The sequence below is a fragment of the Streptomyces sp. NPDC088745 genome, assembly GCF_044751045.1.
GTDB lineage: Bacteria > Actinomycetota > Actinomycetes > Streptomycetales > Streptomycetaceae > Streptomyces > Streptomyces cremeus.
Map to the genome: position 1 here is coordinate 863,922 of NZ_JBIVLB010000002.1, position 17,934 is coordinate 881,855.

Genomic DNA, 17,934 nt, shown 5'->3' on the forward strand with positions numbered 1-17,934 from the left:
CGCCACCTCCACCACGGTAGGGGCACGCACCGACAACCGGGACCAAAAGCCGCCGCCCGGCACCCCTCGAAGGGCGCCGGGCGGCGGTGACACACCGTGACGGCCGTTACCTGACGAAGACTCCCGCCTGGTTGGCCAGGTCCAGGAAGTACTGCGGGGCGACGCCGAGCACCAGCGTCACCGCCACGCCCACCCCGATCGCGGTCGTCGTCAGCACCGACGGCACGGCGACCGTGGGGCCGTCCGCCTTCGGCTCGCTGAAGAACATCAGCACGATGACCCGGATGTAGAAGAAGGCCGCGACCGCCGAGGACAGCACACCGACCACGACGAGCACTCCCGCGCCGCCCTCCGCCGCCGCCTTGAAGACCGCGAACTTGCCCGAGAACCCGGAGGTCAGCGGGATGCCCGCGAAGGCGAGGAGGAACACCGCGAAGACGGCGGCCACCAGCGGGGAGCGCCGGCCGAGGCCCGCCCACTTCGACAGGTGCGTCGCCTCGCCGCCCGCGTCGCGCACCAGCGTGACCACGGCGAACGCGCCGATCGTCACGAAGGAGTAGGCGAGCAGGTAGAAGAGGACGGACGAGATGCCGTCGGGGGTGGCCGCGATGACACCGGCGAGGATGAACCCGCCGTGCGCGATCGAGGAGTACGCCAGGAGCCGCTTGATGTCGGTCTGGGTGATGGCCACGACGGCGCCGCCCAGCATGGTGACGATGGCGATGCCCCACATCACCGGCCGCCAGTCCCAGGTGAGGCCCGGCAGCACGACGTACAGCAGGCGCAGCAGCGCGCCGAAGGCCGCGACCTTCGTGGCCGCCGCCATGAAGCCGGTGACCGGGGTCGGGGCGCCCTGGTAGACGTCCGGGGTCCACATGTGGAACGGCACCGCGCCGACCTTGAAGAGCAGGCCCATCAGGAGCAGTGCCATGCCGATCAGGAGCAGCGCGTCGTTGCCCATGGTCCCGGCGAGCGCCGGGGAGATCTGCTGGGCGGTGCCGTCGACCACGTCGGCGATCTTCGCGTACGAGACGGAACCGGCGTACCCGTACAGCAGCGCGATGCCGAACAGCAGGAACGCCGAGGAGAACGCGCCGAGCAGGAAGTACTTCACGGCCGCCTCCTGCGACATCAGCCGCTTGCGGCGGGCGACGGCGCACAGGAGGTACAGCGGGAGCGAGAAGACCTCCAGCGCGATGAAGAGCGTCAGCAGGTCGTTGGCGGCCGGGAAGGCGAGCAGTCCGGCGATCGCGAACAGGGCGAGCGGGAAGACCTCAGTGGTGGTGAAACCGGCCTTGACCGCGGCCTTCTCCGCGTCGCTGCCGGGCACCGCCGCCGCGTCGGCCGCGAAGGAGTCCACGCGGTTGCCGTGCGTCTCCGGGTCGAGCTTGCGCTCGGCGAAGGTGAAGACGGCGACCAGCGAGGCCAGCAGGATCGTGCCCTGGAGGAACAGGGCCGGGCCGTCGACCGCGATCGCGCCCATGGCCGCGATGTGCGCCTTGGTGGTGGCGAACCCGCTGGCCGCGAGCCCGACGATCGCCGCGAAGGCGGCCGCGATGGCCACCACCGACAGGAAGAGCTGGGCGTAGTAGCGGCCCTTGCGGGGGACGAACGCCTCCACCAGGATGCCGAGCACCGCCGCGCCGACGATGATCAGGATCGGCGAGAGCTGGGCGTACTCGATGGTCGGGGCGTCGAACTTCAGCCCGGAGCCGGGAGGAGTGTCGGCCGCCAGAGTCGCCCACAGGCTGTGGACGGATGCTGCGCTCACTTCGCGGCCTCCACTTCGGGCTCGGGGTCCTGCTTGTTCACGTCGCTCATGGTGTGGGTGATGGCCGGGTTGACGATGTCGGTCAGCGGCTTGGGGAAGACGCCGAGCCCGATCAGCAGCACGATCAGCGGGACGACCACGGTCAGCTCGCGGGCCTTGAGGTCCTTCATCCCGCTGACCTCGGCCTTCACCGGGCCGGTCATGGTGCGCTGGTAGAGCACCAGGACGTACAGCGCGGCGAGGACGATGCCGGTGGTGGCGATGATCCCGACGACCGGGTAGGCCGCGAACACGCCGACCAGGACCAGGAACTCACTGACGAAGGGCGCGAGGCCCGGCAGTGAGAGCGTCGCGAGACCGCCGATCAGGAAGGTTCCGGCGAGCACCGGGGCCACCTTCTGCACCCCGCCGTAGTCCGCGATGAGCCGCGACCCGCGCCGGGAGATCAGGAAGCCGGCGACCAGCATCAGCGCGGCGGTCGAGAGGCCGTGGTTGACCATGTAGAGCGTCGCGCCGGACTGGCCCTGGCTGGTCATCGCGAAGATGCCCAGGATGATGAAGCCGAAGTGCGAGATCGACGCGTACGCGATCAGGCGCTTGATGTCGCGCTGGCCGACCGCGAGCAGCGCCCCGTACACGATGCTGATCAGCGCGAGGACGAGGATCGCGGGCGTCGCCCACTGGCTGGCCTCCGGGAAGAGCTGGAGGCAGAAGCGCAGCATCGCGAACGTGCCGACCTTGTCGACGACCGCCGTGATCAGGACGGCGACCGGCGTGGTGGCCTCCCCCATCGCGTTCGGCAGCCAGGTGTGCAACGGCCACAGCGGGGCCTTCACCGCGAAGGCGAAGAAGAAGCCGAGGAAGAGCAGGCGTTCGACGGTGGTCGACATCTCCAGGCCGCCGTTGGCCCGGAGTTCGGCGATCTCGGAGAGCGAGAAGGTGCCGGTGACCGTGTAGAGCCCGATCACCGCGGCCAGCATGATGAGGCCGCCGACCAGGTTGTAGAGCAGGAACTTGACCGCCGCGTACGACCGCTGGGTGGCCGCCGCCTCGTCCGTGCCGCTGTGCGCCCGGTCGCCGAAGCCGCCGATGAGGAAGTACATCGGGATGAGCATGGCTTCGAAGAAGATGTAGAAGAGGAAGACGTCGGTGGCCTCGAAGGAGATGATCACCATCGCCTCGACCATCAGGATCAGCGCGAAGAAGCCCTGGGTGGGGCGCCAGCGCTTGTTGTCCTTCGATTCCAGAGGGTCGGCGTCGTGCCAGCCCGCGAGGATCACGAACGGGATCAGCAGCGCGGTCAGCGCGATGAGCGCGACCCCGATGCCGTCGACGCCCAGTTCGTAGCGGACGCCGAAGTCCTTGATCCAGGCGTGCGACTCGGTGAGCTGGTAGCGGTCGCCGCTGGGCTCGAAGCGGACGAGGACGATCGCGGCCAGCACCAGCGTGCCCAGGGAGAACAGCAGCGCCAGCCACTTGGCGGCCGTGCGGCGGGCGGCCGGCACGGCGGCGGTGAGAACGGCACCGGCCGCCGGGAGGACCGCCGTCGCGGTGAGCAGGGGAAAGGACATCGTGATCAGACCGCCCTCATCAGCAGGGTCGCGGCGATGAGGATCGCCGTACCGCCGAACATCGAGACCGCGTACGAACGGGCGTAGCCGTTCTGGAGCTTGCGCAGCCGGCCCGAGAGCCCGCCGACCGAGGCGGCGGTGCCGTTGACCACGCCGTCGACGCCCTTGTGGTCGAGGTAGACCAGCGAGCGGGTGAGGTGCTCGCCGCCGCGGACCAGGACCACGTGGTTGAAGTCGTCCTGGAGGAGGTCGCGGCGGGCCGCCCGGGTGAGCAGCGAGCCGCGCGGGGCGACCACCGGAATCGGCTTGCGGCCGTACTGGACGTACGCGGCGGCCACGCCGAGCAGCAGGACCGTGATCGTCGCGCCCATGATGACGGGCACGGAGACCGGGGGGTGCGGGTGCTCGAACTTGGTCACCGGGGCCAGCCAGTTGACGAACCGGTCGCCGATGCCGAAGAAGCCACCGGCGAAGACCGAGCCGAAGGCGAGCACGATCATGGGGATCGTCATGGACTTCGGCGACTCGTGCGGATGCGGTTCGCCGTGCGCGCCGTGCGTCTCGGCGGCGGGCTCCACGTCCGGCCGGTCCGGGGAGGCGGTGGCCCGGTTGCGCCAGCGCTCCTCGCCGAAGAAGGTCATCAGCATCACGCGCGTCATGTAGAACGCGGTGAGTCCGGCGCCCAGCAGGGTGGCCGCGCCCAGGATCCAGCCCTGGGTGCCGCCCGCGGCGAACGCCGCCTCGATGATCTTGTCCTTGGAGAAGAAGCCGGAGAGGCCCGGGAAGCCGATCAGCGCCAGGTAGCCGAGGCCGAAGGTGATGAAGGTGACCGGCATGTACTTCCGCAGGCCGCCGTACTTGCGCATGTCGACCTCGTCGTTCATGCCGTGCATCACGGAGCCCGCGCCGAGGAAGAGCCCGGCCTTGAAGAAGCCGTGCGTCACCAGGTGCATGATCGCGAAGGCGTAGCCGATCGGGCCGAGTCCGGCCGCGAGGATCATGTAGCCGATCTGCGACATGGTCGATCCGGCCAGCGCCTTCTTGATGTCGTCCTTGGCGCAACCGACGATCGCACCGAACAGGAGCGTGACCGCGCCGACGACGGTGACCACCAACTGGGCCGTGGGGGCCGCGTCGAAGACCGCCCCGGAGCGGACGATCAGGTACACGCCCGCCGTCACCATGGTCGCGGCGTGGATCAGGGCCGAGACCGGGGTCGGGCCCTCCATCGCGTCGCCGAGCCAGGACTGGAGCGGCACCTGCGCCGACTTGCCGCACGCGGCGAGCAACAGCATCAGGCCGATCGCCGTCAGCTTGCCCTCGCTCGCGCCCTCCGCCGCCCCGAGTACCGGCCCGAAGGCGAAGGTCCCGAAGGTGGTGAACATCAGCATGATCGCGATCGAGAGGCCGATGTCGCCGACCCGGTTGACCAGGAACGCCTTCTTGGCCGCCGTCGCCGCGCTGGGCTTGTGCTGCCAGAACCCGATGAGCAGGTACGAGGCGAGGCCCACGCCCTCCCAGCCGAAGTACAGCAGGAGGTAGTTGTCGGCGACGACCAGGAGCAGCATCGCGGCGAGGAAGAGGTTCAGGTAGCCGAAGAAGCGCCGGCGGCGCTCGTCGTGCTCCATGTACCCGATGGAGTAGACGTGGATCAGGGTGCCCACGCCGGTGATCAGCAGGACGAAGGTCATCGACAACTGGTCGAGCTGGAAGGCGATGTCCGCCTGGAAGTCCGCGACCGGCACCCAGCTGAACAGCTTCTGGTGCAGGGCGCGGTCGCCCGCGTCCTTGCCGATCATGTCGGCGAAGAGGACGGCGCCGATCACGAAGGAACCGGCGGCGAGCAGGGTGCCCAGCCAGTGGCCGATCTTGTCCAACCGGCGGCCGCCGCACAGCAGTACGGCCGCTCCGAGCAGTGGCGCCGCTACGAGCAGCGCGATCAGGTTCTCCACGATTCTTTGCGCCCCTTACAGCTTCATCAGGCTGGCGTCGTCGACCGAGGCCGAGTGACGGGACCGGAACAGCGACACGATGATCGCCAGGCCGACCACGACCTCGGCGGCGGCGACGACCATCGTGAAGAAGGCGATGATCTGGCCGTCGAGATTGCCGTGCATCCGGGAGAACGCGACCAGTGCCAGGTTGCAGGCGTTGAGCATCAGCTCGACGCACATGAACACGACGATGGCGTTGCGCCGGATCAGCACTCCTGCCGCGCCGATGGTGAACAACAGCGAGGCGAGGTACAGGTAGTTGACCGGGTTCACTTGGCCGCCTCCTCTTCGCGCCGCGACGGGCGGCGCTCCGCGTCGTCGCGCCCCAGGCGCTCTTCCGAGCGCTGCTCCAGGGCCTTGAGGTCGCTCAGCGCCTGGGCCGACACGTCCCGGACCTGGCCGCGCTCGCGCAGCGTCTGCATCACGGTCAGCTCGGACGGGGTGCCGTCGGGGAGCAGACCGGGGACGTCGACCGCGTTGTGCCGGGCGTAGACGCCGGGGGCGGGCAGCGGCGGGAGGTGCTTGCCCGCGCGGACGCGCTGCTCGGACAGTTCCCGCTGGGTCTTGGCGCGCTCGGTGCGCTCGCGGTTGGTGAGGACCATCGCGCCGACCGTGGCGGTGATCAGCAGGGCGCCGGTGATCTCGAAGGCGAAGACGTAGTCCGTGAAGATCAGCTCGGCCAGCCCCTGGACGTTGCCGGCCGCGTTCGCCTGGCCGAGTCCGTTGAACTCCTTGATCCCGGCGTTGCCGATGCCCGCGATGAGCAGGATCCCGAAGCCGACGCCGCATCCGGCGGCCAGCCAGCGCTGCCCCTTCAGCGTCTCCTTGAGCGAGTCGGCGGCGGTGACGCCGACCAGCATGACCACGAACAGGAACAGCATCATGATCGCGCCGGTGTAGACGACGATCTGGACGATGCCCAGGAAGTACGCCCCGTTGGCGAGGTAGAAGACCGCCAGGATGATCATGGTCCCGGCGAGGCACAGCGCACTGTGCACGGCCTTCTTCATCAGGATCGTGGCCAGCGCGCCGACGACGGCCACCGTGCCCAGGATCCAGAACTGCACGGCCTCGCCCGTGGACGCGGCGGCAGCGAGGGTGTGGCTCATGCCCCCACCACCTTGCCGGCGGCGGGCTCGTCCTCGCCGAAGGTGGAGGCGCCCTCCTGGGGCCGCTCCTGCCTGCTCAGCGGGACCTGCCGGACCGTGCCGGGCGCGGCCTCGGTGACCAGCCCCCGGTAGTAGTCCTGCTCGTCCGTGCCCGGGAAGACCGAATGCGGCGCCTCGACCATGCCCTCGGTGAGCCCGGCGAGGAGCTGGTCCTTCGTGTAGATCAGGTTCTCGCGGCTGCTGTCGGCCAGTTCGAACTCGTTGGTCATCGTGAGCGCCCGGGTGGGGCACGCCTCGATGCACAGCCCGCACAGGATGCAGCGGGCGTAGTTGATCTGGTAGACGCGGCCGTACCGCTCGCCCGGGGAGTAGCGCTCCTCCTCGGTGTTGTCCGCGCCCTCCACGTAGATGGCGTCGGCCGGACAGGCCCAGGCGCACAGCTCGCAGCCGACGCACTTCTCCAGGCCGTCGGGGTGCCGGTTGAGCTGGTGACGGCCGTGGAAGCGCGGCGCCGTCACCTTCGGCGTCTCCGGGTACTGCTCGGTCAGCCGCTTCTTGAACATGGCCTTGAAGGTCACGCCGAAGCCGGCCACGGGGTTCTGCCAGGGGGTCCGGGGGTCTTCGCCCCGGGACGACGCGTCAGACACCGTCAGCCTCCTTTCCGTCACTCTCAGTAGCAATGCCCTCAGTGTGGCCGCCGCCACTGACAACGAGCTCCCGCTCCTGCCGGGACCGCCTGCGCGGCACCGGTGGCAGGGTCTGTCCGGGCAGCGGAGGCACCGGGAATCCCCCGGCCATCGGGTCGAACGCGGCCTTGTCCTCCCTCTCTTCGGGCCCTTCGTGCTTCGAGCGCCGGAACATCTCCCACACGTACGAGACCAGCAGCACGGCGAGGACCGCCCCGGCGACGTAGAAGACGATCGACCGGAACTCGACGCCCTCGCGGGTCAGCGCCCGCATGGTCGCGACCAGCATCAGCCAGACCACCGAGAGCGGGATGAGGACCTTCCAGCCCAGCTTCATCAGTTGGTCGTAGCGCACCCGGGGCAGCGTGCCGCGCAGCCAGATGAAGAAGAACAGCAGCAACTGCACCTTGAGGACGAACCAGAGCATCGGCCACCAGCCGTGGTTCGCGCCCTCCCAGAAGGAGCTGATCGGGTACGGGGCCCGCCAGCCGCCCAGGAAGAGGGTGACCGAGACCGCCGAGACGGTGACCATGTTGACGTACTCGGCCAGCATGAACAGCGCGAACTTGATCGAGCTGTACTCGGTGTTGAAGCCGCCGACCAGGTCGCCCTCGGACTCCGGCATGTCGAACGGGGCGCGGTTGGTCTCGCCGACCATGGTGACGACGTAGATCAGGAAGGACACCGGCAGCACGATGACGAACCACTTGTCGTGCTGCTGCGCCACGATCTCCGACGTGGACATCGACCCCGAGTAGAGGAAGACGGAGGCGAAGGCCGCGCCCATGGCGATCTCGTACGAGATCATCTGCGCGCACGAGCGGAGACCGCCGAGCAGCGGGTACGTCGAACCCGACGACCAGCCCGCCAGCACGATGCCGTAGATGCCGACGGAGGCGACCGCGAGGATGTAGAGCATCGCGATCGGCAGGTCGGTGAGCTGCATCGACGTCCGGGTGCCGAAGATCGAGACCTCGTTGCCGGGCGGCCCGAAGGGGATCACCGCGATCGCCATGAAGGCGGGGATGGCGGCGACGATCGGGGCCAGGACGTAGACGACCTTGTCGGCGCGCTTGACGACCAGGTCCTCCTTCAGCATCAGCTTCACGCCGTCGGCGAGCGACTGGAGCATGCCCCAGGGGCCGTGCCGGTTGGGGCCGATGCGCAACTGCATCCAGGCGACGACCTTGCGCTCCCACACGATGGAGAACAGCACGGTCACCATCAGGAAGGCGAAGCAGAAGACGGCCTTGATCGCGACGAGCCACCAGGGGTCCGTGCCGAACATGGACAGGTCTTCGGCCGCCAATGTGTACGCCGTCGTCATGCCGTCACCTCCGTCGGAGCGGTTTCGGCGCTCGTCGCGGGCTTCGCGGGCGCGAGGGCGACCAACTGGCCGGGGCGGGCCCCGGTGTCGGAGAGGACGCCGCCGCCCACCGAGTTCAGCGGGAGCCAGACCACCCGGTCGGGCATCGCGGTGACCTGGAGCGGCAGTCGTACGGTTCCGGCCGGGCCGGTGACGGCCAGCAGGTCGCCGTGCTGGACGCCGGTCTCGGCGGCGGTGGCGGCCGACAGCCGGGCCACGGCCGCGTGCCGGGTGCCGGCCAGCGCCTCGTCGCCGTCCTGGAGACTGCCCTGGTCGAGCAGCATCCGGTGGCCGGCGAGGACGGCCTCTCCGGCGCCCGCTCGGGGAAGCGGCCGGAAGGCCTCCAGCGGAGCGGAGGCGTACGGTCCGTCCCAGGCGCCGAGCCGGTCGAGCTCGCGCCGTACGGACTTCAGGTCCGGCAGCGCGAAGTGACCGTGCCGGTCGGCGCCCCCGACGGAGGCCATGGCGTCGGCCAGCATGTGCAGCACCCGCGCGTCGCTCGGCGCGAGCGTGCGCGTCATCTGCTCCGGCTTCAGCGCCGCCTCGAACATCCGCGCCCTGCCCTCCCAGTTGAGGAAGGTGCCGGGCTTCTCGGCGACCGCCGCCACCGGGAAGACGACGTCGGCCCTGGCGGTGACCTCGCTGGGCCGCAGCTCCAGCGAGACCAGGAAGCGCACCTCGTCCAGCGCCTCCCGCGCACGCGCGGGGTCCGGCAGGTCGGCCGGGTCGACGCCCGCGACGACCAGGGCGAGGAGTTCGCCGGTCGCGGCGGCCTCCACGATCTGGCCGGTGTCGCGCCCGTACCGGTGCGGGAGTTCGGCCACCCCCCACACGGCGGCGACCTCCTCGCGCGCCCGGGGGTCGATCGCGGGACGCCCGCCGGGCAGCAGCGACGGGATCGCGCCCGCCTCGACGGCCCCGCGCTCACCGGCCCGGCGCGGGATCCACACCAGTTCGGCGCCGGTCGCCGACGCGGTCCGAACGGCCGCGGTCAGCGCGCCCGGCACCCCCGCCAGCCGCTCACCGACCACGATCACCGCGCCGGGCTCGCGCAGCGCGTCGGCGGCGCGGACCGCGTCGGCGGTGTCCAGTCCCGTGCGCCCGGCCAGCGCGTCGAGCCACTCGGTCTCGGTGCCGGGGGCCGCGGGCAGCAGCGTGCCGCCCGCCTTCTCCAGGCCGCGGGTGGCGTGCGAGGCGACGGCGAAGGTGCGCTGGCCGTGCTTGCGGTGGGCCTTGCGCAGCCGCAGGAAGACGCCGGGCGCCTCCTCCTCGGACTCGAACCCGGCGAGCAGCACCGCCGGGGCCTTCTCCAGGGTGGTGTACGTCGTTCCCGTGCCGTCGAGGTCGCGGCCGCGCCCGGCGACGCGGGCGGCCAGGAAGTCGGCCTCCTCGCTGCTGTGGACGCGGGCGCGGAAGTCGACGTCGTTGGTGTCCAGGGCGACGCGGGCGAACTTGCCGTACGCGTAGGCGTCCTCGACGGTGAGGCGGCCGCCGGCCAGCACACCGGCGCGGCCGCGCGCGGCCGCCAGCCCCTCGGCCGCCGCCGCCAGGGCCTCCGGCCAGCTCGCGGGCTCCAGCTCACCGGTGTCGGCGTTGCGCACGAGCGGAGTCGTCAGCCGGTCGGGCCGCTGGGCGTACCGGAAGCCGAAGCGGCCCTTGTCGCACAGCCACTCCTCGTTGACCTCCGGGTCCTCGGCCGCCATGCGCCGCATGACCTTGCCGCGCCGGTGGTCGGTGCGGGTCGCGCAGCCGCCGGCGCAGTGCTCGCAGACCGAGGGCGAGGACACCAGGTCGAACGGGCGGGAGCGGAAGCGGTACGCGGCGGAGGTGAGCGCGCCCACCGGGCAGATCTGGATCGTGTTGCCGGAGAAGTACGACTCGAACGGGTCGCCCTCGCCGGTGCCGACCTGCTGGAGCGCGCCGCGCTCGATCAGCTCGATCATCGGGTCGCCCGCCACCTGGTTGGAGAACCGGGTGCAGCGCGCGCACAGCACGCACCGCTCGCGGTCCAGGAGCACCTGGGTGGAGATCGGGACGGGCTTCTCGTACGTCCGCTTCCTGCCCTCGAAGCGGGAGTCGGGGTCGCCGTGCGACATGGCCTGGTTCTGCAGCGGGCACTCGCCGCCCTTGTCGCAGACCGGGCAGTCCAGCGGGTGGTTGATCAGCAGCAGTTCCATCACCCCGCGCTGCGCCTTGTCGGCGACCGGGGAGGTGAGCTGCGACTTGACGACCATGCCGTCGGTGCAGGTGATGGTGCAGGAGGCCATCGGCTTGCGCTGGCCCTCGACCTCGACGATGCACTGGCGGCAGGCGCCGGCCGGGTCGAGGAGGGGGTGGTCGCAGAACCGGGGGATCTCGATGCCGAGGAGTTCGGCGGCCCGGATGACCAGGGTGCCCTTGGGGACGCTGATCTCGATGCCGTCGATGGTCAGGGAGACGAGATCCTCCCGGGGGACCGCCGCCTCGCCGCCCCCGGAGGGCGCGCTGTCTGTCGTGACGGTCATGCGTTCACCTCCGTGTTTTCGGCGTGCCGGTCGGCCCACAGGGTCGACTTGGCGGGGTCGAAGGGGCAGCCCTTGCCGGTGATGTGCTGCTCGTACTCCGCGCGGAAGTACTGGAGCGAGGAGAAGATCGGCGAGGCCGCACCGTCTCCGAGCGCGCAGAAGGACTTGCCGTTGATGTTGTCGGCGATGTCGTTGAGCTTGTCGAGGTCGGACATCCGGCCCTTGCCGGCCTCGATGTCGCGCAGCAACTGCACCAGCCAGTAGGTGCCTTCGCGGCAGGGCGTGCACTTGCCGCAGGACTCGTGGGCGTAGAACTCGGTCCACCGGGTGACGGCGCGCACCACGCACGTCGTCTCGTCGAAGCACTGGAGGGCCTTCGTCCCGAGCATGGAGCCGGCCGCGCCCACCCCCTCGTAGTCGAGCGGTACGTCCAGGTGCTCGTCGGTGAACATCGGGGTGGAGGAGCCGCCCGGCGTCCAGAACTTCAGCCGGTGCCCGGCCCGCATCCCGCCGCTCATGTCGAGCAACTGGCGCAGGGTGATCCCCAGCGGGGCCTCGAACTGGCCCGGGTTGGCGACGTGCCCGCTCAGCGAGTACAGCGTGAAGCCCGGGGACTTCTCGCTGCCCATCGAACGGAACCAGTCCTTGCCCTTGTTGAGGATCGCGGGAACCGACGCGATCGACTCGACGTTGTTGACGACAGTGGGACAGGCGTAGAGCCCGGCGACCGCGGGGAAGGGGGGACGCAGCCGGGGCTGGCCGCGACGGCCTTCGAGCGAGTCGAGCAGGGCGGTCTCTTCTCCGCAGATGTACGCGCCCGCCCCCGCGTGCACGGTGAGTTCGAGGTCGAGTCCGCTGCCGAGGACGTTCGTGCCGAGGTAGCCGGCCGCGTACGCCTCCCGCACGGCCTCGTGCAGCCTGCGCAGCACGGGGACGGTCTCTCCGCGCAGGTAGATGAAGGCGTGGTTCGAACGGATCGCGTAACACGCGATGACGATGCCCTCGATGAGGCTGTGCGGGTTCGCGAAGAGGAGCGGGATGTCCTTGCAGGTCCCCGGCTCCGACTCGTCGGCGTTGACGACGAGGTAGTGCGGCTTCCCGTCGCCCTGCGGGATGAACTGCCACTTCATCCCGGTGGGGAACCCGGCGCCGCCCCGCCCGCGCAGACCGGAGTCCTTCACGTACGCGATGAGGTCGTCCGGGGTCATGGCGAGGGCCTTGCGCAGGCCCTCGTACCCCTCGTGCCTGCGGTAGGTCTCCAGCGTCCAGGACTTCGGGTCGTCCCAGAAGGCGGAGAGGACGGGCGAGAGCAGCTTCTCGGGGCTGTCCCCGTTGCCGTTGCTGTTGATCTCGGCTGCCAAGGTCATCACTCCCCCTCCTCGGACGAGGGTCCTGCCGGGTGCTGCTCGGGTGCCGCGGCCGGGTCGGAGGCCGAGGTGGGCTGGGGGGCGTCGTGCGAGCTGAGGTGCTCGGAGCCCGGCTGGGGCGCGTCCTGCTTGGGCGCGTCCTGCTTGGGCGCGTCCTGCTTGGGCGCGTCCTGCTGGTGCTCGCCGCGCGGCGCCACGACGCGGGGCTGGCCGATCGCCTCGCCCTTGGCGAGCCGGAGGCCGAGCAGCGAGGCGTGCCCGGCGCCGCCGGAGGCCTCCACCGCGCCGGGGCGCTCGTCGGGGAAGCCGGCCAGGATGCGGGCGGTCTCCTTGTACGAGCACAGCGGGGCGCCCCGGGTGGGCTCGACGGGCCGGCCGGAGCGCAGGTCGTCGACGAGCTTCTTCGCCGACTCCGGGGTCTGGTTGTCGAAGAACTCCCAGTTGACCATCACCACGGGGGCGTAGTCGCAGGCGGCGTTGCACTCGATGTGTTCGAGGGTGACCTTCCCGTCGCCGGTGGTCTCGTTGTTGCCGACCCCCAGGTAGTCCTTCAGCTCCTCGAAGATGGCGTCGCCGCCCATCACCGCGCACAGGGTGTTGGTGCAGACGCCGACCTGGTAGTCGCCGGACGGCTTGCGCCGGTACATCGTGTAGAAGGTGGCGACGGCGGTGACCTCGGCGGTGGTCAGGCCGAGCACCTCCGCGCAGAACCGCATGCCGGTGCGGGAGACGTACCCCTCCTCGGACTGCACGAGGTGCAGCAGCGGCAGCAGCGCGGAGCGGCTGTCGGGGTAGCGGCCGATCACCTCCTCCGCGTCCGCCTCCAGGCGGGACCGGACCTCGTCCGGGTAGGCGGGGGCGGGCAGTTGGGGCATGCCCAGTGACACATCGGTCATCGGTCGACGCCTCCCATCACGGGGTCGATGGACGCGACGGCGACGATGACGTCGGCGACCTGGCCGCCCTCGCACATCGCCGCCATGGCCTGGAGGTTGGTGAAGGACGGGTCGCGGAAGTGGACCCGGTAGGGGCGGGTGCCGCCGTCGGAGACGACGTGCACGCCGAGTTCGCCCTTGGGGGACTCGACGGCCGCGTACGCCTGGCCGGCCGGGACCCGGAAGCCCTCCGTCACCAGCTTGAAGTGGTGGATCAGGGCCTCCATGGAGGTGCCCATGATCTTCTTGATGTGGTCGAGGGAGTTGCCGAGGCCGTCCGCGCCGATGGCGAGCTGGGCGGGCCAGGCGATCTTCTTGTCCGCGACCATGACGTCACCGGGCTTCTTCAGCCGCTCCAGGCACTGCTCGACGATGTCGAGGGACTGGCGCATCTCTTCGAGCCGGATCAGGAACCGGCCGTAGGAGTCGCAGGTGTCGGCGACGGGGACCTCGAAGTCGTAGGTCTCGTAGCCGCAGTACGGGTCGGTCTTGCGCAGGTCGTGCGGGAGCCCCGCGGAGCGCAGCACGGGCCCGGTGGCGCCGAGCGCCATGCAGCCGGTGAGGTCGAGATAGCCGACGTCCTGCATGCGGGCCTTGAAGATGGGGTTGCCGGTGGCGAGCTTGTCGTACTCCGGGAGGTTCTTGCGCATGGTCTTCAGCAGCTCGGAGAGCTTGTCCATGGCGCCCGGCGGGAGGTCCTGGGCGAGGCCGCCGGGGCGGACGAACGCGTGGTTCATGCGCAGGCCGGTGATCAGCTCGAAGGCGTCCAGGATGAGTTCGCGGTCCCGGAAGCCGTAGATCATGATCGTGGTCGCGCCGAGCTCCATGCCGCCGGTGGCGATGCACACCAGGTGCGAGGAGAGCCGGTTGAGCTCCATCAGCAGCACGCGGATGACGCTGGCCCGGTCGGGGATCTGGTCGGTGATGCCGAGCAGCTTCTCGACGCCCAGGCAGTACGCCGTCTCGTTGAAGAACGGCGTCAGGTAGTCCATGCGCGTGACGAAGGTGGTGCCCTGCGTCCAGTTCCGGAATTCGAGGTTTTTCTCGATGCCGGTGTGGAGGTAGCCGATGCCGCAGCGGGCCTCGGTGACGGTCTCGCCATCGATCTCCAGGATCAGGCGGAGCACGCCGTGGGTGGACGGGTGCTGGGGGCCCATGTTGACGATGATGCGTTCGTCGTCGGACTTCGCCGCCGACTGGACGACCTCGTCCCAGTCGCCGCCGGTGACCGTGTAGACGGTCCCCTCGGTGGTCTCGCGGGCCGACGCAGAAGAAGGGGGAGTGGTCACGAGTACGACCTCCGCTGGTCCGGAGCCGGGATCTGGGCGCCCTTGTACTCGACGGCGATGCCGCCGAGGGGGTAGTCCTTGCGCTGCGGGAAGCCCTGCCAGTCGTCCGGCATCATGATCCGGGTCAGGGCGGGGTGGCCGTCGAAGACCAGGCCGAAGAAGTCGTACGCCTCGCGCTCGTGCCAGTCGTTGGTCGGGTACACCGAGACCAGCGAGGGGACGTGCGGGTCGGCGTCGGGGGCGCTGACTTCGAGCCGGACGAGCCGCCCGTGGGTGAGCGAGCGCAGGTGGTAGACGGCGTGCAGCTCGCGTCCCTTGTCCTCCGGGAAGTGCACCCCGCTCACTCCCGTGCACAGCTCGAAGCGCAGGGCGGGGTCGTCGCGCAGGGTGCGGGCCACCTGGAGCAGGTGCTCGCGGGCGATGTGGAAGGTGAGTTCGCCGCGGTCGACGACCGTCTTCTCGATGGCGTGCGAGGGCAGCAGGTCCTGCTCCTCCAGCGCCCCTTCCAGTTCGTCGGCGACTTCGTCGAACCACCCGCCGTACGGGCGTGCCGACTCCCCGGGGAAGGTGACGGTCCGTACGAGACCGCCGTAACCGGTGGTGTCGCCGCCGTCGTTGGCGCCGAACATGCCCTTGCGGGTACGGACGACCTCGCCGCCCGACTCGCGCGGGGCGGGGACCGGGTGCGGGGCGCTCTCGTCCTGGGTCCGGCCGTTGACGTGCTGGTCGCTCACCGCAGCAGCCCCTTCATCTCGATCATGGGGAGTGCCTTGAGGGCCGCCTCCTCCGCCTCGCGGGCCGCTTCCTCCGCGTTCACGCCGAGCTTGGAGCCCTGGATCTTCTGGTGGAGCTTGAGGATCGCGTCCATCAGCATCTCGGGGCGCGGCGGGCAGCCGGGGAGGTAGATGTCGACCGGCACGATGTGGTCGACGCCCTGCACGATGGCGTAGTTGTTGAACATGCCGCCCGACGAGGCGCAGACCCCCATGGAGATCACCCACTTGGGGTTCGGCATCTGGTCGTAGACCTGTCGCAGGACGGGCGCCATCTTCTGGCTGACCCGGCCGGCCACGATCATCAGGTCCGCCTGCCGCGGCGAGCCGCGGAAGACCTCCATGCCGAAGCGGGCCAGGTCGTACCGGCCCGCGCCCGTCGTCATCATCTCGATGGCGCAGCAGGCGAGGCCGAAGGTGGCGGGGAAGACGGAGGACTTCCGCACCCAGCCAGCGGCCTGTTCGACGGTGGTGAGCAGGAATCCGCTCGGCAGTTTCTCTTCGAGTCCCATGGGTGATCCCTCAGCCCCTCAGTCCCATTCCAGGCCGCCGCGACGCCATACGTACGCGTACGCGACAAAAACGGTGAGCACGAAGAGGAGCATCTCGACGAGCCCGAAAATCCCCAGGGCGTCGAAGGAGACCGCCCAGGGGTAGAGGAAGACGATCTCGATGTCGAAGACGATGAACAGCATCGCCGTCAGGTAGTACTTGATGGGGAAACGGCCGCCGCCGGCCGGCGTCGGGGTGGGCTCGATGCCGCACTCGTACGCTTCCTGCTTCGCCCGGTTGTAGCGCTTGGGGCCGATAAGCGTGGCCATGACCACGGAGAAGATCGCAAACCCTGCCCCGAGGGCGCCGAGCACAAGGATGGGCGCGTAAGCATTCACCCTCCTCGCTCCTTCCAGTCGTCCTTGACCGTTGGACCGCGCCGGGCTCGTGCCTGCCCCGGAGCGGGGGGCCGGTGCGCCTCGTCGTTCTCCGCGGTGGAACCGTAGGAAGATCGCGGATATGTGAGGCAGTTCACAAGCCTGACTGCCCCGCATCCTATGCCTGCTGGTCTGTGATCTGCGACACGGGGTGCGACAACGAGTTTGTGATCTCCACCACCTGACGAAGGATCATGAAGCCGGATGAGCGGTGATCTACGTACCGGAAGCGCGCAAGTGATCACCTGCCGTGACATTCGGTGGCGTTGCCGCTGGTGAGAGACGTGTTGCTCTATCAAGAGCTGTCCACTACAAGCAAATTGGAACTGGACGCCCCGGCGTGATAAAGCCGCGCGGGACCCTCCCCGGTGATTCCCGACGACTCGGACTCACCCGCCCGAGGGGGTCCGCGGAGGCGGGTGGACACGTGCGCGCGTTCACGAGCGCACGAGCCGGGGGGCGACTCCGTCGGCCGACTCACCGTTGACCGCCCGCCGTGTGACCTGCGTCACGCTCAACAACGCGCCGGGAAACCGGGCTTGGCCATGCGTGTGAACAGATGGTAGGCGTCGGGGCAATTGGGGCGTATCGCGGAAAACCCGTGATCACAGCACCGATCATGGATGCCCGTTTTGCCCGTTACGGCGTCAATAAGACTGCTGGGAAACCGAATTCGGGCCACTTTTCGGCAACTGTGGCGGAGACCACGTTTCTTGATGCCGAGTCGTTACCTCTGATAGCGGTTGTTCTCATGTCCCACACCGCTCACATAACCAGCCACCGGAAGCCCCGTCGCAGCGCCTCGAAGATGGCGCTCCGTGCCGGAGTTGCCGGTGGCGTCCTCAGCACCATCGCGGTTGCCGGCGCAGCGGCTCCGGCGAACGCCGAGCCGGTGCACGAGACCACCGTCGAGATGCCGACGCTCACCGACGCCCCCGCGAAGCCCGCTTCCACCGTCAGCACCGCAGCGGAGGCGACGCAGCAGATCGCCTTCGAGTACGACCGGCAGGCCCGCCAGGAGGCGGCCGCCGAAACCGCCCTGAAGGACGCCAAGAAGGCCAAGGCCGAGGCGGACCGCAAGGCGGAGGCCGAGAAGAAGGCCGCCGAGGCCCGCCAGAAGGCCGAGCAGAAGGCCGCCGAGGACCGCGCCTCGCGCTCCTCCGACCGCTCCTCGCTGCGCTCCTACTCCGCCGCCACCCCCGCCTCCTCGTCCTCCTCCTCGTCTTCCTCTCCCTCTTCTTCCTCTTCCTCCTCCTCCTCCAAGTCGACGGCCACCGGCAGCGCCGCCGCCGTCGTCGCGTTCGCTCGGGCGCAGGTCGGCGACGCGTACGTCATGGGCAGCACCGGCCCGAACGCGTGGGACTGCTCCGGCCTCACCCAGGCCGCGTTCCGCAGCATCGGCGTGGACCTGCCGCGGGTCTCGCAGAGCCAGTCGACCGCGGGCACCCAGGTCGGCCTGAACAACCTCAAGCCGGGCGACATCCTGTACTGGGGTGGCGCGGGCAGCGCGTACCACGTGGGCATCTACGTGGGCGGCGGCAACTTCGTCGGTGCGCAGAACTCGGGCACGGGCGTCGTCGAGCGCCCGCTGTCGTACGACCCGCCGACGGGCGCGGTGCGGGTCCTCTGATCCGTTTGTC

The 17,934-nt window shown here is 69.7% G+C and carries 15 protein-coding genes; 1 reads left to right on the forward strand and 14 read right to left on the reverse strand.

Going from position 1 to position 17,934, the window contains the following annotated elements; genetic code table 11:
* Positions 1–106: 106 nt before the first annotated feature.
* Genes nuoN through ACIP93_RS08610 form a run of 14 tightly spaced genes read right to left on the reverse strand, consistent with a single transcriptional unit; the run spans position 107 to position 16,255 of the window.
* Positions 107–1,771, reverse strand: a complete 1,665-nt coding sequence (gene nuoN, locus ACIP93_RS08545) for an NADH-quinone oxidoreductase subunit NuoN (RefSeq protein WP_345229004.1) — start codon at positions 1,769–1,771, stop codon at positions 107–109.
* On the reverse strand, positions 1,768–3,342 hold the full coding sequence (locus tag ACIP93_RS08550; RefSeq protein ID WP_401756848.1) for an NADH-quinone oxidoreductase subunit M: 1,575 nt from the start codon (positions 3,340–3,342) through the stop codon (positions 1,768–1,770). The genes nuoN and ACIP93_RS08550 overlap by 4 nt, the downstream gene beginning before the upstream one ends.
* A gap of 5 nt (positions 3,343–3,347) precedes the next feature.
* Positions 3,348–5,294 (reverse strand): NADH-quinone oxidoreductase subunit L, encoded by a 1,947-nt coding sequence (nuoL, locus tag ACIP93_RS08555; RefSeq protein WP_401756850.1) that lies wholly within the window; start codon positions 5,292–5,294, stop codon positions 3,348–3,350.
* Between the two features lie 15 nt (positions 5,295–5,309).
* Complete coding sequence (gene nuoK, locus ACIP93_RS08560; protein ID WP_189554133.1) at positions 5,310–5,609, reverse strand: NADH-quinone oxidoreductase subunit NuoK; 300 nt, start codon at positions 5,607–5,609, stop codon at positions 5,310–5,312.
* Positions 5,606–6,445 (reverse strand): NADH-quinone oxidoreductase subunit J, encoded by an 840-nt coding sequence (locus tag ACIP93_RS08565; protein ID WP_345229007.1) that lies wholly within the window; start codon positions 6,443–6,445, stop codon positions 5,606–5,608. The genes nuoK and ACIP93_RS08565 overlap by 4 nt, the downstream gene beginning before the upstream one ends.
* Positions 6,442–7,092, reverse strand: coding sequence for an NADH-quinone oxidoreductase subunit NuoI (gene nuoI / locus ACIP93_RS08570; RefSeq protein ID WP_345229008.1), 651 nt, complete (start codon positions 7,090–7,092; stop codon positions 6,442–6,444). The genes ACIP93_RS08565 and nuoI overlap by 4 nt, the downstream gene beginning before the upstream one ends.
* Positions 7,085–8,458 carry an NADH-quinone oxidoreductase subunit NuoH gene (gene nuoH, locus ACIP93_RS08575; protein WP_345229009.1) on the reverse strand — a complete coding sequence of 458 codons (1,374 nt, stop codon included), beginning with the start codon at positions 8,456–8,458 and terminating at the stop codon, positions 7,085–7,087. Before nuoH ends, nuoI begins: the two co-directional genes overlap by 8 nt.
* Positions 8,455–11,001: an NADH-quinone oxidoreductase subunit G gene (locus ACIP93_RS08580; RefSeq protein WP_401756853.1), complete on the reverse strand. Its 2,547-nt coding sequence runs from the start codon at positions 10,999–11,001 to the stop codon at positions 8,455–8,457. Before ACIP93_RS08580 ends, nuoH begins: the two co-directional genes overlap by 4 nt.
* On the reverse strand, positions 10,998–12,371 hold the full coding sequence (gene nuoF, locus ACIP93_RS08585) for an NADH-quinone oxidoreductase subunit NuoF (protein ID WP_345229012.1): 1,374 nt from the start codon (positions 12,369–12,371) through the stop codon (positions 10,998–11,000). The genes ACIP93_RS08580 and nuoF overlap by 4 nt, the downstream gene beginning before the upstream one ends.
* On the reverse strand, positions 12,368–13,243 hold the full coding sequence (gene nuoE, locus ACIP93_RS08590; protein ID WP_401757039.1) for an NADH-quinone oxidoreductase subunit NuoE: 876 nt from the start codon (positions 13,241–13,243) through the stop codon (positions 12,368–12,370). The genes nuoF and nuoE overlap by 4 nt, the downstream gene beginning before the upstream one ends.
* A gap of 17 nt (positions 13,244–13,260) precedes the next feature.
* Entirely contained in the window at positions 13,261–14,592 is a 1,332-nt protein-coding gene (locus ACIP93_RS08595; protein ID WP_345229013.1) for an NADH-quinone oxidoreductase subunit D, read from the reverse strand.
* Positions 14,589–15,326: an NADH-quinone oxidoreductase subunit C gene (locus ACIP93_RS08600; protein WP_345229015.1), complete on the reverse strand. Its 738-nt coding sequence runs from the start codon at positions 15,324–15,326 to the stop codon at positions 14,589–14,591. The genes ACIP93_RS08595 and ACIP93_RS08600 overlap by 4 nt, the downstream gene beginning before the upstream one ends.
* Positions 15,323–15,877, reverse strand: a complete 555-nt coding sequence (locus ACIP93_RS08605; RefSeq protein ID WP_345229017.1) for an NADH-quinone oxidoreductase subunit B family protein — start codon at positions 15,875–15,877, stop codon at positions 15,323–15,325. Before ACIP93_RS08605 ends, ACIP93_RS08600 begins: the two co-directional genes overlap by 4 nt.
* An 18-nt stretch (positions 15,878–15,895) precedes the next feature.
* A complete protein-coding gene (locus ACIP93_RS08610; RefSeq protein WP_189821185.1) occupies positions 15,896–16,255 on the reverse strand; it encodes an NADH-quinone oxidoreductase subunit A in 360 nt (119 codons plus the stop codon).
* A 790-nt stretch (positions 16,256–17,045) separates the two neighbouring features.
* On the opposite strand from ACIP93_RS08610, the gene ACIP93_RS08615 reads away from it, so the two are divergent.
* Complete coding sequence (locus tag ACIP93_RS08615) at positions 17,046–17,924, forward strand: C40 family peptidase (protein ID WP_401756856.1); 879 nt, start codon at positions 17,046–17,048, stop codon at positions 17,922–17,924.
* The last annotated feature ends 10 nt before the right edge of the window (positions 17,925–17,934 follow it).

What these genes read in the sequence shown, in the direction of transcription:
- nuoH (WP_345229009.1), bottom strand. Translation starts at nt 8,458, where the DNA reads ATGACGACGGCGTACACATTGGCGGCCGAAGACCTGTCCATGTTCGGC.
- nuoE (WP_401757039.1), bottom strand. Translation starts at nt 13,243, where the DNA reads ATGCCCCAACTGCCCGCCCCCGCCTACCCGGACGAGGTCCGGTCCCGC.
- ACIP93_RS08605 (WP_345229017.1), bottom strand. Translation starts at nt 15,877, where the DNA reads ATGGGACTCGAAGAGAAACTGCCGAGCGGATTCCTGCTCACCACCGTC.
- ACIP93_RS08615 (WP_401756856.1), top strand. Translation starts at nt 17,046, where the DNA reads ATGTCCCACACCGCTCACATAACCAGCCACCGGAAGCCCCGTCGCAGC.
- ACIP93_RS08580 (WP_401756853.1), bottom strand. Translation starts at nt 11,001, where the DNA reads ATGACCGTCACGACAGACAGCGCGCCCTCCGGGGGCGGCGAGGCGGCG.
- ACIP93_RS08565 (WP_345229007.1), bottom strand. Translation starts at nt 6,445, where the DNA reads ATGAGCCACACCCTCGCTGCCGCCGCGTCCACGGGCGAGGCCGTGCAG.
- ACIP93_RS08550 (WP_401756848.1), bottom strand. Translation starts at nt 3,342, where the DNA reads ATGTCCTTTCCCCTGCTCACCGCGACGGCGGTCCTCCCGGCGGCCGGT.